This window comes from Streptomyces sp. GESEQ-4 (genome assembly GCF_017948455.1).
GTDB lineage: Bacteria > Actinomycetota > Actinomycetes > Streptomycetales > Streptomycetaceae > Streptomyces.
Map to the genome: position 1 here is coordinate 127,195 of NZ_JAFFSU010000012.1, position 16,091 is coordinate 143,285.

Genomic DNA, 16,091 nt, shown 5'->3' on the forward strand with positions numbered 1-16,091 from the left:
GGGTGCCGCGATGTGTCGGTTGTCGTCTGCTGCACCATCGTGGCTGGTCGCGCAGTTCCCCGCGCCCCTTAAACGGCGTTGCTCAACCCTGGGCTGTCACCTTGTCCCTCGTCTCCTCCCCTGCCCCCCTTACGTCCGGCTGCGCCGTTCCGGCCCCATCCCCCTCGCTCAAGCCGAACCGCTGATGCAGGCGGCGCAACGGACCCGGTGCCCACCACGTCGCCCTGCCTGTGAGGCGCATGACCGCTGGGACCAGGAGGCTGCGGATGATCATGGCGTCCATGAGGACCGCTAGGGCGATGCCCAGGCCGAGCATCTTGGTGTTGGTTACTCGGGAGGTGCCTATGGCGACCATCACCACGGCCAGGATGACGGCGGCGGCGGTGATCAGGCCGCCGGTGCGTTGCAGGCCGTGCCGGACTGCCTGCTCGTGGTCGCCTGTGTGGTCGTACTCCTCCTTGATGCGGGAGAGCAGGAACACGCCGTAGTCCATGGAGAGTCCGAAGGCCACGCAGAACATCAGGACCGGGAGGGTGGTCTCGATGGAGCCGGGGCTGGTGAAGCCGAGCAGGCCGGAGAGGTGGCCGTCCTGGAAGACCCAGACCACCGCGCCGAACATCGCCGTCAGGCTGAGCGCGTTGAGTACCACCGCCTGGATGGGGATGAGCACGCTGCCGGTGAGGAGGAAGACCAGGAGCAGGGTGACTATGGCGATGAAGGCCGCCGCCCAGGGCAGTTGCTCGGCGATGGCGTCCTTGGAGTCGACCAGGACGGCCGCGGTGCCGGTCACCTTGGTGTCGAAGGGGGCGTCGGTTTGCCGTAGTTCGCCGACGAGTCGCTGGGCCTGGTCGTCGACCGGCTCGCCCTCGGGCTGCACGGTGAAGTAGGCCGAGTCGCCCTTCACCAGCGGGCCCTCGACCCGCAGCACGTCGGGGAGGGCGGCGATCCGCTGTTTGTAGGCGGCGTACTGCGCCTCGGTCGCCCCTCCCTCGGCCAGCACTTCCAGGCCGCCGCCGGGGCTGCCCGGGAAGCCTTCGCGGATGTGTTGCTGCACGACGTGGGACTCGGCGTCGGCCGGCAGCTGGCGGTCGTCCGCCGTGCCGAACTTCACGCCCAGGAACGGCAGGCCCAGCAGGACCAGCACGGCGGTGGTGCCCAGGGCGAAGAACGGGGCGCGACGCATGACGAGGGACGCGGTGCGCGCCCAGGCCGAACCTTCTTCGTCAGAGGTGTCGGGGGCGACGGTCGCCTTGGACGGCCTCCCGCGTCGGAACAGCTTCCGCAGATCCAGTGCGTTCACCCGGTGGCCCAGCAGCACCAGCGCCGCCGGGAGCAGGATCAGCGCCGCCGCCGCGGCCAGCAGCACCACGGCGATGCCGGCGTAGGCGAAGGACCGCAGGAAGTACTGCGGGAAGAGCAGCATCGCCGCCAGCGACACCGCGACCGTGAGGGCGGAGAAGAGGACGGTGCGGCCCGCCGTGCGCAGTGTGGTGCCGACCGCCGTCAACGGCTCGGCTCCCGTGGAGAGTTCTTCGCGGTAGCGGCGGACGATGAACAGGGCGTAGTCGACGGCCAGTCCCAGGCCCAGGGCCGTGGTCAGGTTGATCGCGAAGATGGAGACGTCGGTGAACTCGGTGAGGCCGCGCAGGATCGCGTTCGTCCCCAGGATCGCGACGATGCCGATGCCGAGCGGCAGCAGGGCCGCGACCGCGCTGCCGAAGACCATCACCAGCAGGACGAGGGTCACCGGCAGGGCGATCACCTCGGCGCGGGTCAGGTCCTCCTGGATGATCGCCTGCATCTCGTGCCGCACGGCGACCATGCCGCCGACCTTCACCTCCACCGGGCCGTGCGTGCCGCGGAACGAGGGCACGATGCGGTCCAGGGTCTCGCCCATCGCCGTCTCGTCGCCGGTGAGGCGGGCGGCGATCAGCGCCTCGTGTCCGTCCTCGGCGCGCAGGGCGGCAGCCGCCGAGGGCTCGGCCTGCCAGTAGGAGCCGACACCTATGACGCCCTTCTCCCTTGCCAGCCGCTCGGCGAGACGCTCGGCCTCGGCGGCGACCGCCGGATCGTCGACCGAGGCGCGGCCCGCGTCGACGAGCAGCAGGAAGTTGGGCTGGGAGTCGGGGAATTCACGCTCCAGTGCCCTGGTCGCGTAGGTCGACTCGGCGGCCGGGTCCTCCCAGCCGCCGCTCCCCAGCCGGTCGGCCACACCGCTGCCGGCCAGTACGGCTAAGGCTGTCAGCACCAGGGCCGCGAGCAGCGACAACCGGGGTCGTGCGGTGACGAAGCGGGTCCAGGCTCCGACCCGAGGTGGGCTGTTGACTTCGGTCATGGTGCGGTGTCCCCTTCACCGTGGAAACCATAGACTGGAAAACACGAGACATCGCTCGCGTTCCGACTCAAGAATGCGAGCGGTCACTCGTGTTTGTCAATGATGTTCGGAGAGCTGGGGATAACCGCGTGCCCGACAACCAGGAGCAGCAGGAGAAGAAGGACCAGCCGCGCCGGCGCCAGGCCCGCGGCGAGCGCCGCATCGCCCAGCTGCTGGAGGCCGCGGCCAACGTCTTCTGCACGACCGGCTACACGGCGGCCAGCGCCAACGCCATCGCCCGCGAGGCGGGCGTCTCGCCGGGCACGCTGTACCAGTTCTTCCCGAACAAGGAAGCGATCGCGATCGAGCTGGGCGACCGGCTCATGCGCGAGATGCGGGAGGCGTACGGCGAGGCGCTCGCGCCGGTCGACCCCGCGACCCCGCTGGAGGAGGCCGTCGGCGCGGCCGTCGACCGCTTCATCGCCTTCAACTGCGAACACCCCGTGTTCTTCGCGCTGATGCACGGCCCCGACGTCCCCGGCCGGATCGCCGAGGACCACGACGCGCTGCACGCGACCCTGCTCTCCCGGGTGGAGGGCCTGCTCGCCTCGCTCCTGCCGGACACCCCCGCCACCGGCATCACCCGCATCGCGCATGTCGTCCTGGGGATGTACATGGCCGGCCTGGAGCTGGTACTCGCCCACGAGGGCGCCGAACGCGACGCGTACATCCAGGAATTGAAGAACGTCCTGATCCGCTACCTGGACCCGATGGTCGGCGACCGGCTCGACCGGTCCCCCTCTTGGACCCATACCCCCTAGGGGTACACTCTGTGGGTATGGGGCTCTCCCCTGGGCCCCCTCAGCCCCACATGCCTCCACGAGGAGTTACGACATGAGCGTCACCGCCACGTACAAGGTCAGCGGGATGAGCTGCGGACACTGCGAGGGCGCCGTCTCCGGCGAGATCTCCGAACTCCCCGGCGTCAGCTCGGTGAAGGCCGTCGCCTCGACCGGCGAGGTCACCGTCACCTCGGAGGCCGCGTTGGACGCAGAGGCCGTGCGCGCCGCCGTCGACGAGGCCGGTTTCGAGCTCGTCGGCACGGTCTGAGACACCCCGAGAGCGCACATGACCGGCGTCACCGTCACCACCAAATCCACCGCTCCCGCGTCGATAGCCGCCACCTCCGAGGTCGAGCTACGCATCGGCGGGATGACCTGCGCCGCCTGCGCGGCCCGCGTCGAGAAGAAGCTCAACCGCATGGACGGCGTCACGGCCACGGTGAACTTCGCGACGGAGAAGGCCAAGGTCAGCTACCCCGCCGGCCTCCAGGTCGCCGACCTGATCGCCACGGTCGTCAAGACCGGCTATACGGCCGAGGAACCGGCACCCGTCATCGAGGCGACGCCGCCCGAGGACCCCGAACTCACGTCCTACCGGCACCGCTTCACCGTCTCCGTGCTGCTCGCGATCCCGGTCATTCTGCTGTCGATGGTCCCGCCCCTCCAGTTCGACTACTGGCAGTGGCTGGCGCTCACCCTCGCCGCGCCCGCCGTCGTCTGGGGCGGCTGGCCCTTCCACAAGGCCGCCTGGACGAACCTCAGGCACGGCGCCGCCACCATGGACACGCTGGTGTCGCTCGGCACGCTGGCCGCGTTCGGCTGGTCCCTGTGGGCGCTGTTCTTCGGCGACGCGGGCATGCCGGGCATGCGGGACAGCTTCCGGCTGACCGTCGGCGGCATGGACGGCGCGTCGACGATCTACCTCGAAGTGGCCTCCGGAGTCGTCGCGTTCATCCTGCTGGGCCGCTATCTGGAGGCCCGCTCCAAGCGCCGCGCGGGTGCCGCTCTGCGGGCGCTCATGGAGATGGGCGCGAAGGATGTCGCCGTACTCCGTGACGGGCGGGAAGTGCGGATTCCGGTGGCGAGGCTGGCGGTCGGTGACCGGTTCGTCGTACGGCCCGGCGAGAAGGTCGCCACCGACGGGACGGTGGTGGAGGGCTCCTCCGCCGTCGACGCCTCCATGCTGACCGGCGAGTCCGTGCCGGTGGATGTGACGGTCGGGGACGCGGTCACGGGCGCCACGGTCAACGCGGGCGGGCGGCTGGTCGTCGAGGCCGTCCGGGTCGGCGCCGGCACCCGACTCGCCCAGATGGCGCGGCTGGTGGAGGACGCGCAGAACGGCAAGGCCGAGGTGCAGCGGCTCGCCGACCGGATCTCCGGGGTCTTCGTACCGGTCGTCATCCTCATCGCGGTCGCCACGTTCGGCGCCTGGCTCGGCCTAACCGGCGACACCGTCGCCGCGTTCACCGCGGCCGTCGCGGTCCTGATCATCGCCTGCCCGTGCGCGCTGGGCCTGGCCACCCCGACCGCCCTCATGGTCGGCACCGGCCGCGGCGCCCAGCTCGGCATCATCATCAAGGGCCCCGAGGTCCTGGAGTCCACCCGCCGCGTGGACACGGTCGTCCTGGACAAGACCGGAACGGTCACCACCGGCCGGATGACCCTCCAGAAGGTGTACGTCGCCGAAGGCGTCGACGAGCGGGAGCTGCTGCGTCTCGCCGGCGCCCTGGAACACGCCTCCGAGCATCCCGTCGCCCGCGCGGTCGCCGTGGGCGCCGAGGAGCGCGTCGGACCGCTGCCGTCGGCCGAGGGATTCGAGAACGTACCCGGGAGGGGTGTGCGAGGGCGCGTGGAGGGCCGTGAGGTGGCCGTGGGGCGCCTCTATGACGCTCTCCCCGAGGAGCTGGCCCGGGCGAAGGACGAGGCCGAGAGCAGCGGTCGTACGGCCGTCGTCGTCGGCTGGGACGGCGTGGCACGCGGTGTCGTCGCTGTCGCGGACGCCGTCAAGGAGACCAGCGCTCAGGCGGTGCGCGAGCTGCGCGCGCTGGGGCTGACGCCGGTGCTGCTGACCGGCGACAACCGGGCGGTCGCTCAGGCGGTCGCGCGGGCCGTCGGGATCGACGAGGTGATCGCCGAGGTGCTGCCCGAGGACAAGGTCGAGGTCGTACGGCGGCTGCGGCGCGAGGGACGTACGGTCGCCATGGTCGGTGACGGCGTCAACGACGCGGCGGCGCTTGCCACCGCCGATCTCGGGCTGGCGATGGGCACGGGGACGGACGCGGCGATCGAGGCGAGCGATCTGACGCTGGTGCGCGGGGATCTGCGGGTGGCCGCGGACGCGATCCGGCTGTCCCGGAAGACGCTGTCCACGATCAGGGGAAATCTTGTGTGGGCGTTCGGGTACAACGTGGCCGCGCTGCCGCTGGCCGCGGCGGGGCTGCTGAACCCGATGATCGCCGGGGCGGCGATGGCCTTCTCGTCCGTGTTCGTGGTGACGAACAGCCTTCGGCTGCGGACGTTCCGCTGAAGTTACCGCTGGTTACGCGCAAGTAGAGGTGAGAGACCCTCTGGAGTCCGCGACGAGCCTCACATAAGCTCTTCACAAGGCTCGCGCATCTTCCTTACGATAGGGCCCCGATCACCGAATCGGGGCTCTTGCGCATCTAACGGACATATGCAAGAGACGCAGATCACAGTGATGTGAAGGTAACCATCGAAGGGGTTCGAAGGTCTAAGTTGACGATGTCGGGAAGCGTCTTGGGGGGCGCCGACTGACATCTGAGGATGTCTTGGGGGACTTCCTCGGAGCTGCGTTGCCGGGGCACGTACAGACGGGAAGCTTTGAGCGGCCCTCCCGATCGTGCGCTGTCCCGGCAGACCGCACACCCCAAGGAGTACGACGAGTTCGCTCGTTTTACTCAAAGGCTGCCTCGGCAGTTTGCTCGACAGCGATTTCAGGCGCTGGTTTCTCACAGACGCCCGGCCGGATCCCGTGGGGGGAATCCGCACCGGGACATGGGAAGGCGCCCTGATCGTCGGCCCGTGGGGGGACCGGCGCAGGGCGCCTTCCTTCTTTTTTGGGGCTCGGTTCGCCTCCGGGGCGCCAAAGTCGGTGTCGAGAGGTCGACCGTGCTCAGCGCTTCGCGCCTCCGCGCGCTCGACCTCTCGACACCGACGCGCCCCTTCGGCTCACTCGCCGGGCCTGTTGCAGTGAACGGCCAGCGTGCCGGCAGGCAAGAACTAACGCGCCTCGACCGGTACGAAGTCGCGTTCGACCACGCCCGTGTAGATCTGGCGCGGGCGGCCGATTCGGGAGCCGGGTTCCTTGATCATTTCGTGCCACTGGGCGATCCAGCCCGGGAGGCGGCCGAGGGCGAAGAGGACCGTGAACATCTCGGTCGGGAAGCCCATGGCGCGGTAGATCAGGCCGGTGTAGAAGTCGACGTTCGGGTAGAGGCTGCGCGAGACGAAGTAGTCGTCGGAGAGCGCGTGCTCCTCCAGCTTCAGCGCGATGTCCAGCAGCTCGTCGGACTTGCCGAGGGCCGACAGGACATCGTGCGCCGCCGCCTTGATGATCTTCGCGCGCGGGTCGAAGTTCTTGTAGACCCGGTGGCCGAAGCCCATCAGCCGGACGCCGTCCTCCTTGTTCTTCACCTTGCGGATGAAGGAGTCGACGTCGCCACCCGAGGCCTGGATGCCCTCGAGCATCTCCAGGACGGACTGGTTGGCACCGCCGTGCAGCGGACCCCACAGCGCGGAGATGCCGGCGGAGATCGAGGCGAACATGTTCGCCTGCGAGGAGCCGACCAGACGCACCGTGGAGGTCGAGCAGTTCTGCTCGTGGTCCGCGTGCAGGATCAGCAGCTTGTCGAGGGCGGCGACCACGACCGGGTCCAGGTCGTACTCCTGAGCAGGCACCGAGAAGGTCATGCGCAGGAAGTTCTCGACGTACCCGAGGTCGTTGCGCGGGTAGACGAAGGGGTGGCCGATCGACTTCTTGTACGCGTACGCCGCGATCGTCGGGAGCTTGGCGAGCAGACGGATCGTGGAGAGGTTGCGCTGCGTCTCGTCGAACGGGTTGTGGCTGTCCTGGTAGAAGGTCGACAGCGCCGAGACGACCGACGACAGCATCGCCATCGGGTGGGCGTCGCGCGGGAAGCCCTTGTAGAAGTTCTTGACGTCCTCGTGCAGCAGGGTGTGCTGCGTGATGTCGTTCTTGAACGCGGTGAGCTGGTCGACGGTCGGCAGCTCGCCGTTGATCAGCAGATAGGCGACCTCCAGGAAGGTGGAGCGCTCGGCCAGCTGCTCGATCGGGTAGCCGCGGTACCGCAGAATGCCCGATTCGCCGTCCAGATAGGTAATGGCGGATTTGTACGCGGCGGTGTTGCCGTACCCGCTGTCCAGCGTCACCAGACCGGTCTGGGCGCGGAGCTTGCCGATGTCGAAGCCCTTGTCACCGACGGTGCTGTCGATCACCGGGTAGGTGTACTCGCCGTCGCCGTACCGCAGTACTACAGAGTTGTCGCTCACGTCTTCCCTCACCGACGTTGTGCCTCATCTTCGAGGTTGCCCTGACTGTCTCTACCATCCCCCATTTGGCGCAGGTGAGTGCACTCGGGGTCGATCATTGGGCCTATTGGCGGCACTGAGTGCCGCCAACTGTTCATCCTGCCCCTTCTTGTTCCCCGTCTGCTAGTGCTGTGTGACCCAAACGACTCATTTGATCGATCATTTTTGCTGCGACCCCCATCAGGCCTCTCGTCAGCCGCTCAGAGGCCGCGGCGAGAGCCTGAAGTCGAGTGCCGTGCAGCGGCGTCCCGCCGACACCGTGCGCACCGCCTGTCCGATCGCCTTGCGTGAACCGACGAGGACGACCAGCTGCTTGGCCCGGGTCACCGCGGTGTACAGCAGATTCCGCTGGAGCATCATCCACGCCCCGGTGGTGACGGGGATCACCACCGCCGGATATTCACTCCCCTGCGAGCGGTGAATCGTCACCGCGTAGGCATGGGCAAGTTCGTCCAGCTCGTCGAATTCGTACGGCACCTCCTCGTCCTCGTCCGTCAGGACCGTCAGGCGCTGGTCGACCGGGTCGAGCGCGGTGACCACGCCCACGGTGCCGTTGAAGACCCCGTTCTTGCCCTTCTCGTAATTGTTGCGAATCTGCGTGACCTTGTCGCCGACCCGGAAGACACGGCCGCCGAACCGCCTCTCCGACAGGTCGGGGCGGCCGGGGGTGATCGCCTGCTGGAGCAGGCCGTTGAGGTTGCCGGCGCCCGCGGGCCCCCGGTGCATGGGGGCGAGCACCTGGACGTCGCGGCGTGGGTCGAGCCCGAACTTGGCCGGAATACGCCGTGCCGCCACGTCCACCGTGAGCCGGCCGGCCTCCTCCGTGTCGTCCTCGACGAAGAGGAAGAAGTCCTTCATGCCGTCGGTGACCGGGTGCTGACCGGAGTTGATCCGGTGCGCGTTCGTCACCACGCCCGACTGCTGGGCCTGGCGGAACACGCGCGTGAGGCGGACGGCGGGGATCGGGCTGCCCTCGGCCAGCAGATCGCGCAGCACCTCGCCGGCGCCGACGCTGGGCAGTTGGTCGACGTCCCCGACGAACAGCAGGTGAGCCCCCGGAGGCACCGCCTTCACCAGCTTGTTGGCGAGCAGGAGGTCCAGCATGGAGGCCTCGTCCACGACCACCAGGTCGGCGTCCAGCGGCCGGTCCTTGTCGTAAGCGGCGTCCCCGCCGGGCTTCAGCTCCAGCAGGCGGTGGACGGTGGAGGCCTCGGCGCCGGTGAGTTCGGCGAGGCGTTTGGCGGCGCGGCCGGTGGGAGCGGCGAGGACGACCTTCGCCTTCTTGGCGCGGGCCAGTTCGACGATCGAGCGGACCGTGAAGGACTTGCCGCAGCCGGGCCCGCCGGTGAGCACCGCGACCTTCTTCGTCAGTGCCAGCTTGACGGCGGCCTCCTGCTCGGGGGCGAGCTCGGCGCCCGTACGCCCCTTCAGCCAGCCGAGCGCCTTGTCCCAGGCCACGTCATGGAAGCCGGGCATCCGGTCTTCGTCGGTGCGCAGGAGGCGCAACAGTTGGGCGGCGAGGGAGAGTTCGGCGCGGTGGAAGGGGACGAGGTACACGGCGGTGACGGCTCCACCGTCCGAGCCCGGCACCTTCTCCCGTACGACGCCGGGCTCGCCGGATTCCTCGTCCGGCTGGGCCAGCTCGGCCAGGCACTCGATGACCAGGCCGGTGTCGACCTGCAGCAGCTTCACCGCGTCGGCGATCAGCTGCTCCTCGGGGAGGTAGCAGTTGCCCTGGTCGGTGCCCTGCGACAGCGCGTACTGCAGGCCCGCCTTGACCCGCTCCGGGCTGTCGTGCGGAATGCCGACGGACTGGGCGATCTTGTCGGCGGTGAGGAAGCCGATGCCCCAGACGTCGGAGGCGAGGCGATAGGGCTGGTTCTTCACCACGGAGATCGAGGCGTCGCCGTACTTCTTGTAGATGCGGACGGCGATGGACGTGGACACCTCCACCGTCTGCAGAAAGAGCATGACCTCCTTGATCGCCTTCTGCTCCTCCCAGGCGTCGGCGATCTTCTTGGTCCGCTTGGGACCGAGCCCGGGGACCTCGATGAGCCGCTTGGGCTCCTCCTCGATGATCTGCAGGGTGTCCAGGCCGAAGTGCTGGGTGATCCGGTCGGCGAAGACCGGCCCGATGCCCTTGACAAGACCGGAGCCGAGATAGCGGCGGATGCCCTGGACGGTGGCCGGGAGGACCGTCGTGTAGTTCTCGACGGTGAACTGCTTGCCGTACTGCGGATGCGAGCCCCAGCGGCCCTCCAGCCGCAGCGACTCCCCGACCTGGGCCCCGAGCAGCGCACCGACGACGGTCAGCAGATCCCCGCCGCCGCGGCCGGTGTCGACCCGGGCGACCGTGTAGCCGTTCTCCTCGTTGGCATACGTGATCCGCTCCAGGACGCCTTCAAGTACGGCGAGATGCCGCTCGCCCGTAGAACTCGCCTGACTGGCCATGATCCGACGGTACCGGCAGGCACCGACAGACCGCGGTGACGAGCCCCGCGGCCTCGGGGACTCCCTACGATGCGAGCGACCATGTTCGAGATGATGTGGTGCTGGGCGAACCGGGGAGACATTCCATGTACGACTACGACCTCCTGGTCGTGGGGTCCGCCAACGCCGACCTGGTGATCGGCGTCGAACGGAGGCCCGCCGCCGGGGAGACGGTGCTCGGCTCCGACCTGACCGTCCACCCCGGCGGCAAGGGCGCCAACCAGGCGGTCGCGGCCGCCCGGCTCGGGGCCCGCACGGTGCTGCTGGCCCGGGTCGGCGACGACGACCACGGCCGGCTACTGCTCGACTCGCAGCGGGCGGCCGGCGTCGACACGGTGGGCGTCCTGGTCGGCGGGGCGCCGACCGGGGTGGCGCTGATCACCGTGGACCCGTCCGGGGACAACAGCATCGTGGTCTCGCCGGGCGCCAACGCCCGTCTGACACCACCGGACGTACGGATCGCGGCCAGCCTCTTCCAGGCGTCCCGGGTGGTCTCGGCGCAGCTGGAGATCCCGCTGGAGACGGTCGTGGAGGTGGCGAGGAACGTCGTGGACGGCAGCCGCTTCGTACTGAACCCGTCCCCGCCGCGCCCCCTGCCGTCCGAACTCCTCGCCGCCTGTGATCCGTTGATCGTGAACGAGCACGAGGCGAAGGTGATCCTGGGCGAGGCCGCCGTAGGGGATTCCCCCGAGGACTGGGCGCGGATCCTGCTCGCGAAGGGCCCGCGGTCGGTCGTTGTGACCCTGGGCGCGGACGGTGCGCTGGTGGCCTCCAAGGAGGGTGTCACCCGGGTCCCGTCCGTGAAGGTGAACGCCGTGGACACGACGGGCGCGGGCGACGCGTTCACCGGCGCGCTGGCCTGGAAGCTGAGCGCGGGCGCGTCCCTGGTCGAGGCGGCGGCGTACGCGGCCCGCGTCGGGGCGGCGGCCGTCACGAAGCCGGGCGCGCAGGAGTCGTTTCCCACGGCGGCTGAGGTGGACGCCGTGTGAAGAGGAGACAGAATTGAAGAGGAAACAGAATTGAAGGGGCCCGGTCATCGACCGGGCCCCCTCATGGTTTCCCCTCCGCATCAGAACCCCCGCGATCCCCCCAGATCTCCCCCCAGAAGTCCTGATGCCAAGTACGACCCGCGGACTGCCGGAAGGGTTGCACGGTCTCTCCACAATTTTTCGGACCGTCCGCGGGCCGGGTCCCTACGATGGCCCGAAGGACGATGGCCCAGAGGTTCCCGTGCGGTGCGGGTGGGGGTGCACGCCGATGCTGATGCAGGAGCTCACGACCGAGGTGGTGCCTGCCGCTGAGCGCTTCGACCTGTGGCAGGACATCAGCGCGCGCACGTACATGCCCCATCTGCTGCGCACCGACTGCCGGGACGACTTCCGCGCCACGCTGCGCTCGCTGCCGCTCGGTGATGTGCGGATCTCCTCGGTGGCCTTCGAGCATCTGGTGTCCGTCCGCACGACCCGGCTCATCCGGCGCTTCGATCCCGAGGTCTACCTGTTCAACTGCCAGCTCCACGGCAAGGGAGTCGTCGCACAGGACGGGCACGAACGGGCCTTCCACGCCGGGGACCTGCTGCTCATCGACAGCAGCCTGCCGTACGAGTCCTGGCACTGCATGTCGTCTCAGACCGCGTCGACGGTGCTCGTCGCGATGCCGCGCGCGGTGCTGCCGCTGCCGCCGCGGACGGTACGGCGGCTGCTGGCCCAGCCGATTCCGCTGGACCGGGGCCTGGGCGGGGTGCTGTTCCGCTGGCTGGCCGACATCGCGGCCCGCGCCGACGAGTTCACCGAGGCCGATGTGCCGACGCTCGCCTCGGTGACCACGGATCTGCTCGCGTCCGTGTTCGGCGACTGTCTGGACGCCGAGGACGCGCTGACGCCCGAGGCCCGCCGCCGCGCCCTGCACACCCGGATCCGGGACTTCATCGACCAGAACCTCGGCGATCCCTCGCTCTCCCCGGCGGGCGTCGCGGCAGCCCACGGCATCTCGGTGCGCCACCTCCACCAGCTGTTCGCCGAGGAGGGCGCGACGCCGGCCGCCTGGATCCGCCACCGCCGCCTGGAACGCTGCCGCCGCGACCTCGCCGATCCCCGCCTGCGCGCCCGCTCCATCCAGACGGTGGCGGCCCGTTGGGGCTTCACCGACCCGGCGGCGTTCAGCCGGGTCTTTAGGCGGGAGTACGGAATGGCGCCCCGGGACTACCGCCACCACACCTGACCGACCCGCCGCTCATCGCACAGAAGCGTGCAGGAATCGCCAAGATTCGTGCACGTCCGGCCAAGGATCCGGGCGCTCCGCTTTGACATCCTGTTGCCCCGGGGGAGAACCCGTCGCACCGCGGGGGAAGCACGGGTCACGGGGGTACGGGGGTACGGGGGTACGGTCGCTCACTGCCGGAGTCGGCGCGGCAGTGAGCACCGTACACAGCGCCCGCCTGTCACCCGGCCGTGTGCGCCACGAACCGCGCCGCCGTCTCCGCCAGCACCTCCCGCCCGTCCCGGGCCCACAGCGCGTCGTTGAACAGCTCGACCTCGATGGGCCCGGTGTACCCGGCCGCCTCGACGTACCCCTGCCACTCCCGCATGTCGATCGCACCGTCCCCGATCTGACCGCGGCCGTTGAGCACGCCCTCCGGCAACGGGGTGGTCCAGTCAGCCAGTTGGAAGGTGTGGATACGGCCGCCGGCGCCCGCGCGGGCGATCTGCGCGGGCGCGTTGTCGTCCCACCAGATGTGGTACGTGTCCACCGTGACGCCGACCTGCTGCGCGGGGAAGCGTTCCGCGAGGTCGAGGGCCTGGGTGAGGGTGGAGACCACGCAGCGGTCCGCCGCGTACATCGGGTGCAGCGGCTCGATAGCCAGCCGTACGCCGTGGGATTCGGCATACGGCCCCAACTCGCCCAGCGCGTCGGCGATCCGCTCCCGCGCGCCGTGCAGGTCCTTCGAACCGGCCGGAAGGCCGCCGGAGACCAGGACCAGCGTGTCCGTGCCGAGCGTGGCCGCCTCGTCGATCGCACGGCGGTTGTCGTCGAGGGCCTCGGCCCGCTCCCCCGGGTCGATCGCCGTGAAGAAGCCGCCGCGGCACAGGGTCGTCACCGTCAGGCCCGCCTCACGGACCAGCTTGGCGGTCGCCTCCAGGCCGTACGACTGGACCGGCTCGCGCCACAGGCCGACGTTGCGGATGCCCAACCGGCCGCAGGCGTCGGCCAGTTCGGGCAGGCTCAGCTGCTTCACCGTCATCTGGTTGATGCTGAAGCGTTCGAGGCCGGTCACTGGTTCACTCCGTACAGGCTCAGCAGGTTCTTCATCCGCTCCTGAGCCAGCTTCGGGTCGGGGAACAGGCCCAGTTGGTCGGCGAGTTCGTAGGCGCGGGCGAAGTGCGGGAGGGAGCGGGCCGACTGCAGGCCGCCGACCATCGTGAAGTGGGACTGGTGGCCCGCGAGCCAGGCCAGGAAGACCACGCCCGTCTTGTAGAAGCGGGTCGGGGTCTGGAAGAGATGGCGGGACAGCTCGACGGTGGGGTCGAGCAGCGCCCGGAAGCCGGCCGCGTCCCCGGTGTCCAGCGCCCGCACCGCCTCTGCCGCCAGCGGCCCCAGCGGGTCGAAGATGCCGAGCAGGGCGTGGCTGAAGCCCTGCTCGTCGCCCGCGATCAGCTCGGGGTAGTTGAAGTCGTCGCCGGTGTAGCAGCGGACGCCGTCGGGAAGCTTGCGGCGCACGTCGATCTCGCGCTCGGCGTCCAGCAGGGAGATCTTGACGCCGTCGACCTTGTCGGGGTGAGCGGCGATGACCTCCAGGAAGGTGGCCGTCGCCGCGTCCAGATCGGTCGAGCCCCAGTAGCCCTCCAGGGCCGGGTCGAACATCGGGCCGAGCCAGTGCAGGATCACCGGCTCGGCGGCCTGACGCAGCAGGTGCCCGTAGACCTCCAGGTAGTCCTCGCGGCTCTTGGCGACGGCGGCCATGGCCCGGGAGGCCATCAGGATGGCCTGCGCGCCGGCCTCCTCGACGACCGCGAGTTGCTCCTCGTACGCGGTCCGGATCTCGTCCAGGTTGTACGGGTAGCCGATCTCGGTGACAGGGAGCTGGTCGGTGCCCACGCCGCAGGCGATGAGGCCGCCGACCGCCTTCGCCTCGGCGGCGCTGCGTCGGATCAGCTCCTCCGCCTCCGCCCAGCCCAGCCCCATCCCCCGCTGGGCGGTGTCCATCGCCTCGGCGACACCGAGCCCGTGGGACCAGAGGTGGCGGCGGAAGGCGAGGGTGGCGTCCCAGTCGACGGCGGCGGGCGAGTCGGGGGTGACGTCGGCGAACGGGTCGGCGACGACATGGGCCGCCGAGAAGACCGTACGAGAGGTGAAGGGGGCGCCGGGGTTGACGGCGAGGGGTTCGGGGCGGGGCTCGTACGCCCTCAACCCGCCTTCGGCGTCCGGGAGTCGGATGGTCACAGCGAGATCTCCGGTACGTCGAGACGGACGCCCTCGGCCGAGGACTTCAGGCCCAGTTCGGCGAGCTGGACGCCGCGGGCGCCGGCGAGGAGGTCCCAGTGGTAGGGGGCGTCGGCGTAGACGTGCCTGAGGAAGAGCTCCCACTGGGCCTTGAAGCCGTTGTCGAACTCGGCGTTGTCGGGGACCTCCTGCCACTGGTCGCGGAAGACCTCGGTGGCGGGGATGTCCGGGTTCCACACGGGCTTGGGGGTGGCGGACCGGTGCTGGACGCGGCAGTTGCGCAGACCGGCGACCGCCGAGCCCTCCGTGCCGTCGACCTGGAACTCCACCAGCTCGTCGCGGTTGACGCGGACGGCCCACGAGGAGTTGATCTGGGCGATCGCGCCGCCGTCCAGCTCGAAGATGCCGTAGGCGGCGTCGTCGGCGGTGGCATCGTAGGGCTTGTCGTTCTCGTCCCAGCGCTGCGGGATGTGGGTGGTGGCGATGGCCTGGACGGACTTCACGCGGCCGAACAGCTCGTGCAGGACGTACTCCCAGTGCGGGAACATGTCGACGACGATGCCGCCGCCGTCCTCCGCACGGTAGTTCCAGGAGGGGCGCTGGGCCGCCTGCCAGTCGCCCTCGAAGACCCAGTAGCCGAACTCGCCGCGGATGGAGAGGATCCGGCCGAAGAAGCCGCCGTCGATGAGCCGCTTCAGCTTGAGCAGGCCGGGCAGGAAGAGCTTGTCCTGGACGACACCGTGCTTGATGCCGGCGTCGGCGGCGAGTTTGGCCAACTCCAGGGCGCCTTCCAGCCCGGTGGCGGTCGGCTTCTCGGTGTAGATGTGCTTGCCCGCGGCGATGGCCTTCTTGAGCGCCTCCTCACGGGCGGAGGTCACCTGGGCGTCGAAGTAGATGTCGACGGTCGGGTCGGCGAGGACCGTGTCGACGTCGGTCGAGATGGATTCCGGATCCAGGCCGTGCTGCTCGGCGAGCGCCCTGAGCGCGTGCTCACGGCGGCCGACCAGGATCGGCTCCGGCCACAGCACGGTGCCGTCGCCGAGGTCGAGGCCGCCCTGTTCACGGAGGGCCAGGATCGAGCGGACCAGGTGCTGGCGGTAACCCATGCGCCCGGTCACGCCGTTCATGGCGATACGCACCGTCTTGCGTGTCACGTCATTCCCTTCGTGGGCCTTGTACGCGGTGGTGCGCCGCGTACGCCCCTCGCGTCACAGGCGAGCGAGGTGAGCCGTACAGCAAGCGCTTTCTATATAGGGAGAAGCTAGCCTCTGACCAGGGGTCTGGACAAGACCGTAACGAGGTCGAGTTGTTCGAGGGGGCGAACAACAGGGGTCGATGGCCTTAAGGTCTGCTCGGCATGTGGGGAACCGTGGCCTCGACCGGCCTGTCTACGACGACGTATGCCGAAGCCTGACGAGTGCGAAGAGGTACGACGA

The 16,091-nt window shown here is 69.5% G+C and carries 11 protein-coding genes; 5 read left to right on the forward strand and 6 right to left on the reverse strand.

All coding sequences use genetic code 11. The features are described 5' to 3' along the window. Positions 1 to 82: 82 nt before the first annotated feature. On the reverse strand, positions 83 to 2,335 hold the full coding sequence (locus tag KCH48_RS23545; protein ID WP_210576681.1) for an MMPL family transporter: 2,253 nt from the start codon (positions 2,333 to 2,335) through the stop codon (positions 83 to 85). Positions 2,336 to 2,463: 128 nt separating this feature from the next. On the opposite strand from KCH48_RS23545, the gene KCH48_RS23550 reads away from it, so the two are divergent. The 3 genes from KCH48_RS23550 to KCH48_RS23560 all read left to right on the forward strand — a co-directional run bounded on the left by KCH48_RS23550 (position 2,464) and on the right by KCH48_RS23560 (position 5,683). Then, positions 2,464 to 3,135 (forward strand): TetR/AcrR family transcriptional regulator, encoded by a 672-nt coding sequence (locus tag KCH48_RS23550; RefSeq protein WP_210576682.1) that lies wholly within the window; start codon positions 2,464 to 2,466, stop codon positions 3,133 to 3,135. A 73-nt stretch (positions 3,136 to 3,208) separates the two neighbouring features. Continuing rightward, positions 3,209 to 3,424, forward strand: coding sequence for a heavy-metal-associated domain-containing protein (locus KCH48_RS23555; protein WP_210576683.1), 216 nt, complete (start codon positions 3,209 to 3,211; stop codon positions 3,422 to 3,424). Positions 3,425 to 3,442: 18 nt separating this feature from the next. Further along, positions 3,443 to 5,683: a cation-translocating P-type ATPase gene (locus KCH48_RS23560; protein WP_210576684.1), complete on the forward strand. Its 2,241-nt coding sequence runs from the start codon at positions 3,443 to 3,445 to the stop codon at positions 5,681 to 5,683. A gap of 713 nt (positions 5,684 to 6,396) precedes the next feature. Here KCH48_RS23560 and KCH48_RS23565 read toward each other — a convergent pair. Both KCH48_RS23565 and KCH48_RS23570 read right to left on the reverse strand, forming a co-directional pair. Then, positions 6,397 to 7,686, reverse strand: coding sequence for a citrate synthase (locus tag KCH48_RS23565; RefSeq protein WP_210576685.1), 1,290 nt, complete (start codon positions 7,684 to 7,686; stop codon positions 6,397 to 6,399). 231 nt (positions 7,687 to 7,917) lie between these two features. Further along, positions 7,918 to 10,176: an ATP-dependent RecD-like DNA helicase gene (locus tag KCH48_RS23570; RefSeq protein ID WP_210576686.1), complete on the reverse strand. Its 2,259-nt coding sequence runs from the start codon at positions 10,174 to 10,176 to the stop codon at positions 7,918 to 7,920. A 125-nt stretch (positions 10,177 to 10,301) separates the two neighbouring features. Between KCH48_RS23570 and KCH48_RS23575 the strand changes: the two genes are divergently transcribed. Continuing rightward, positions 10,302 to 11,204 (forward strand): ribokinase, encoded by a 903-nt coding sequence (locus KCH48_RS23575; RefSeq protein WP_210576687.1) that lies wholly within the window; start codon positions 10,302 to 10,304, stop codon positions 11,202 to 11,204. A gap of 268 nt (positions 11,205 to 11,472) precedes the next feature. After that, a complete protein-coding gene (locus tag KCH48_RS23580; protein WP_210576688.1) occupies positions 11,473 to 12,435 on the forward strand; it encodes a helix-turn-helix domain-containing protein in 963 nt (320 codons plus the stop codon). A gap of 220 nt (positions 12,436 to 12,655) precedes the next feature. Here the strand turns inward: KCH48_RS23580 and KCH48_RS23585 are convergent, their stop codons facing one another. Genes KCH48_RS23585 through KCH48_RS23595 form a run of 3 tightly spaced genes read right to left on the reverse strand, consistent with a single transcriptional unit; the run spans position 12,656 to position 15,809 of the window. After that, a complete protein-coding gene (locus KCH48_RS23585; protein WP_307840923.1) occupies positions 12,656 to 13,489 on the reverse strand; it encodes a sugar phosphate isomerase/epimerase family protein in 834 nt (277 codons plus the stop codon). Beyond that, positions 13,486 to 14,655 (reverse strand): dihydrodipicolinate synthase family protein, encoded by a 1,170-nt coding sequence (locus KCH48_RS23590; protein ID WP_210576689.1) that lies wholly within the window; start codon positions 14,653 to 14,655, stop codon positions 13,486 to 13,488. The genes KCH48_RS23585 and KCH48_RS23590 overlap by 4 nt, the downstream gene beginning before the upstream one ends. Next, positions 14,652 to 15,809 carry a Gfo/Idh/MocA family protein gene (locus KCH48_RS23595; protein ID WP_210576690.1) on the reverse strand — a complete coding sequence of 386 codons (1,158 nt, stop codon included), beginning with the start codon at positions 15,807 to 15,809 and terminating at the stop codon, positions 14,652 to 14,654. Before KCH48_RS23595 ends, KCH48_RS23590 begins: the two co-directional genes overlap by 4 nt. Positions 15,810 to 16,091: the final 282 nt, after the last annotated feature.

Coding starts and splice junctions, on each gene's coding strand:
- KCH48_RS23545 (WP_210576681.1), bottom strand. CDS start 2,335: ATGACCGAAGTCAACAGCCCACCTCGGGTCGGAGCCTGGACCCGCTTC.
- KCH48_RS23555 (WP_210576683.1), top strand. CDS start 3,209: ATGAGCGTCACCGCCACGTACAAGGTCAGCGGGATGAGCTGCGGACAC.
- KCH48_RS23560 (WP_210576684.1), top strand. CDS start 3,443: ATGACCGGCGTCACCGTCACCACCAAATCCACCGCTCCCGCGTCGATA.
- KCH48_RS23570 (WP_210576686.1), bottom strand. CDS start 10,176: ATGGCCAGTCAGGCGAGTTCTACGGGCGAGCGGCATCTCGCCGTACTT.
- KCH48_RS23575 (WP_210576687.1), top strand. CDS start 10,302: ATGTACGACTACGACCTCCTGGTCGTGGGGTCCGCCAACGCCGACCTG.
- KCH48_RS23580 (WP_210576688.1), top strand. CDS start 11,473: ATGCTGATGCAGGAGCTCACGACCGAGGTGGTGCCTGCCGCTGAGCGC.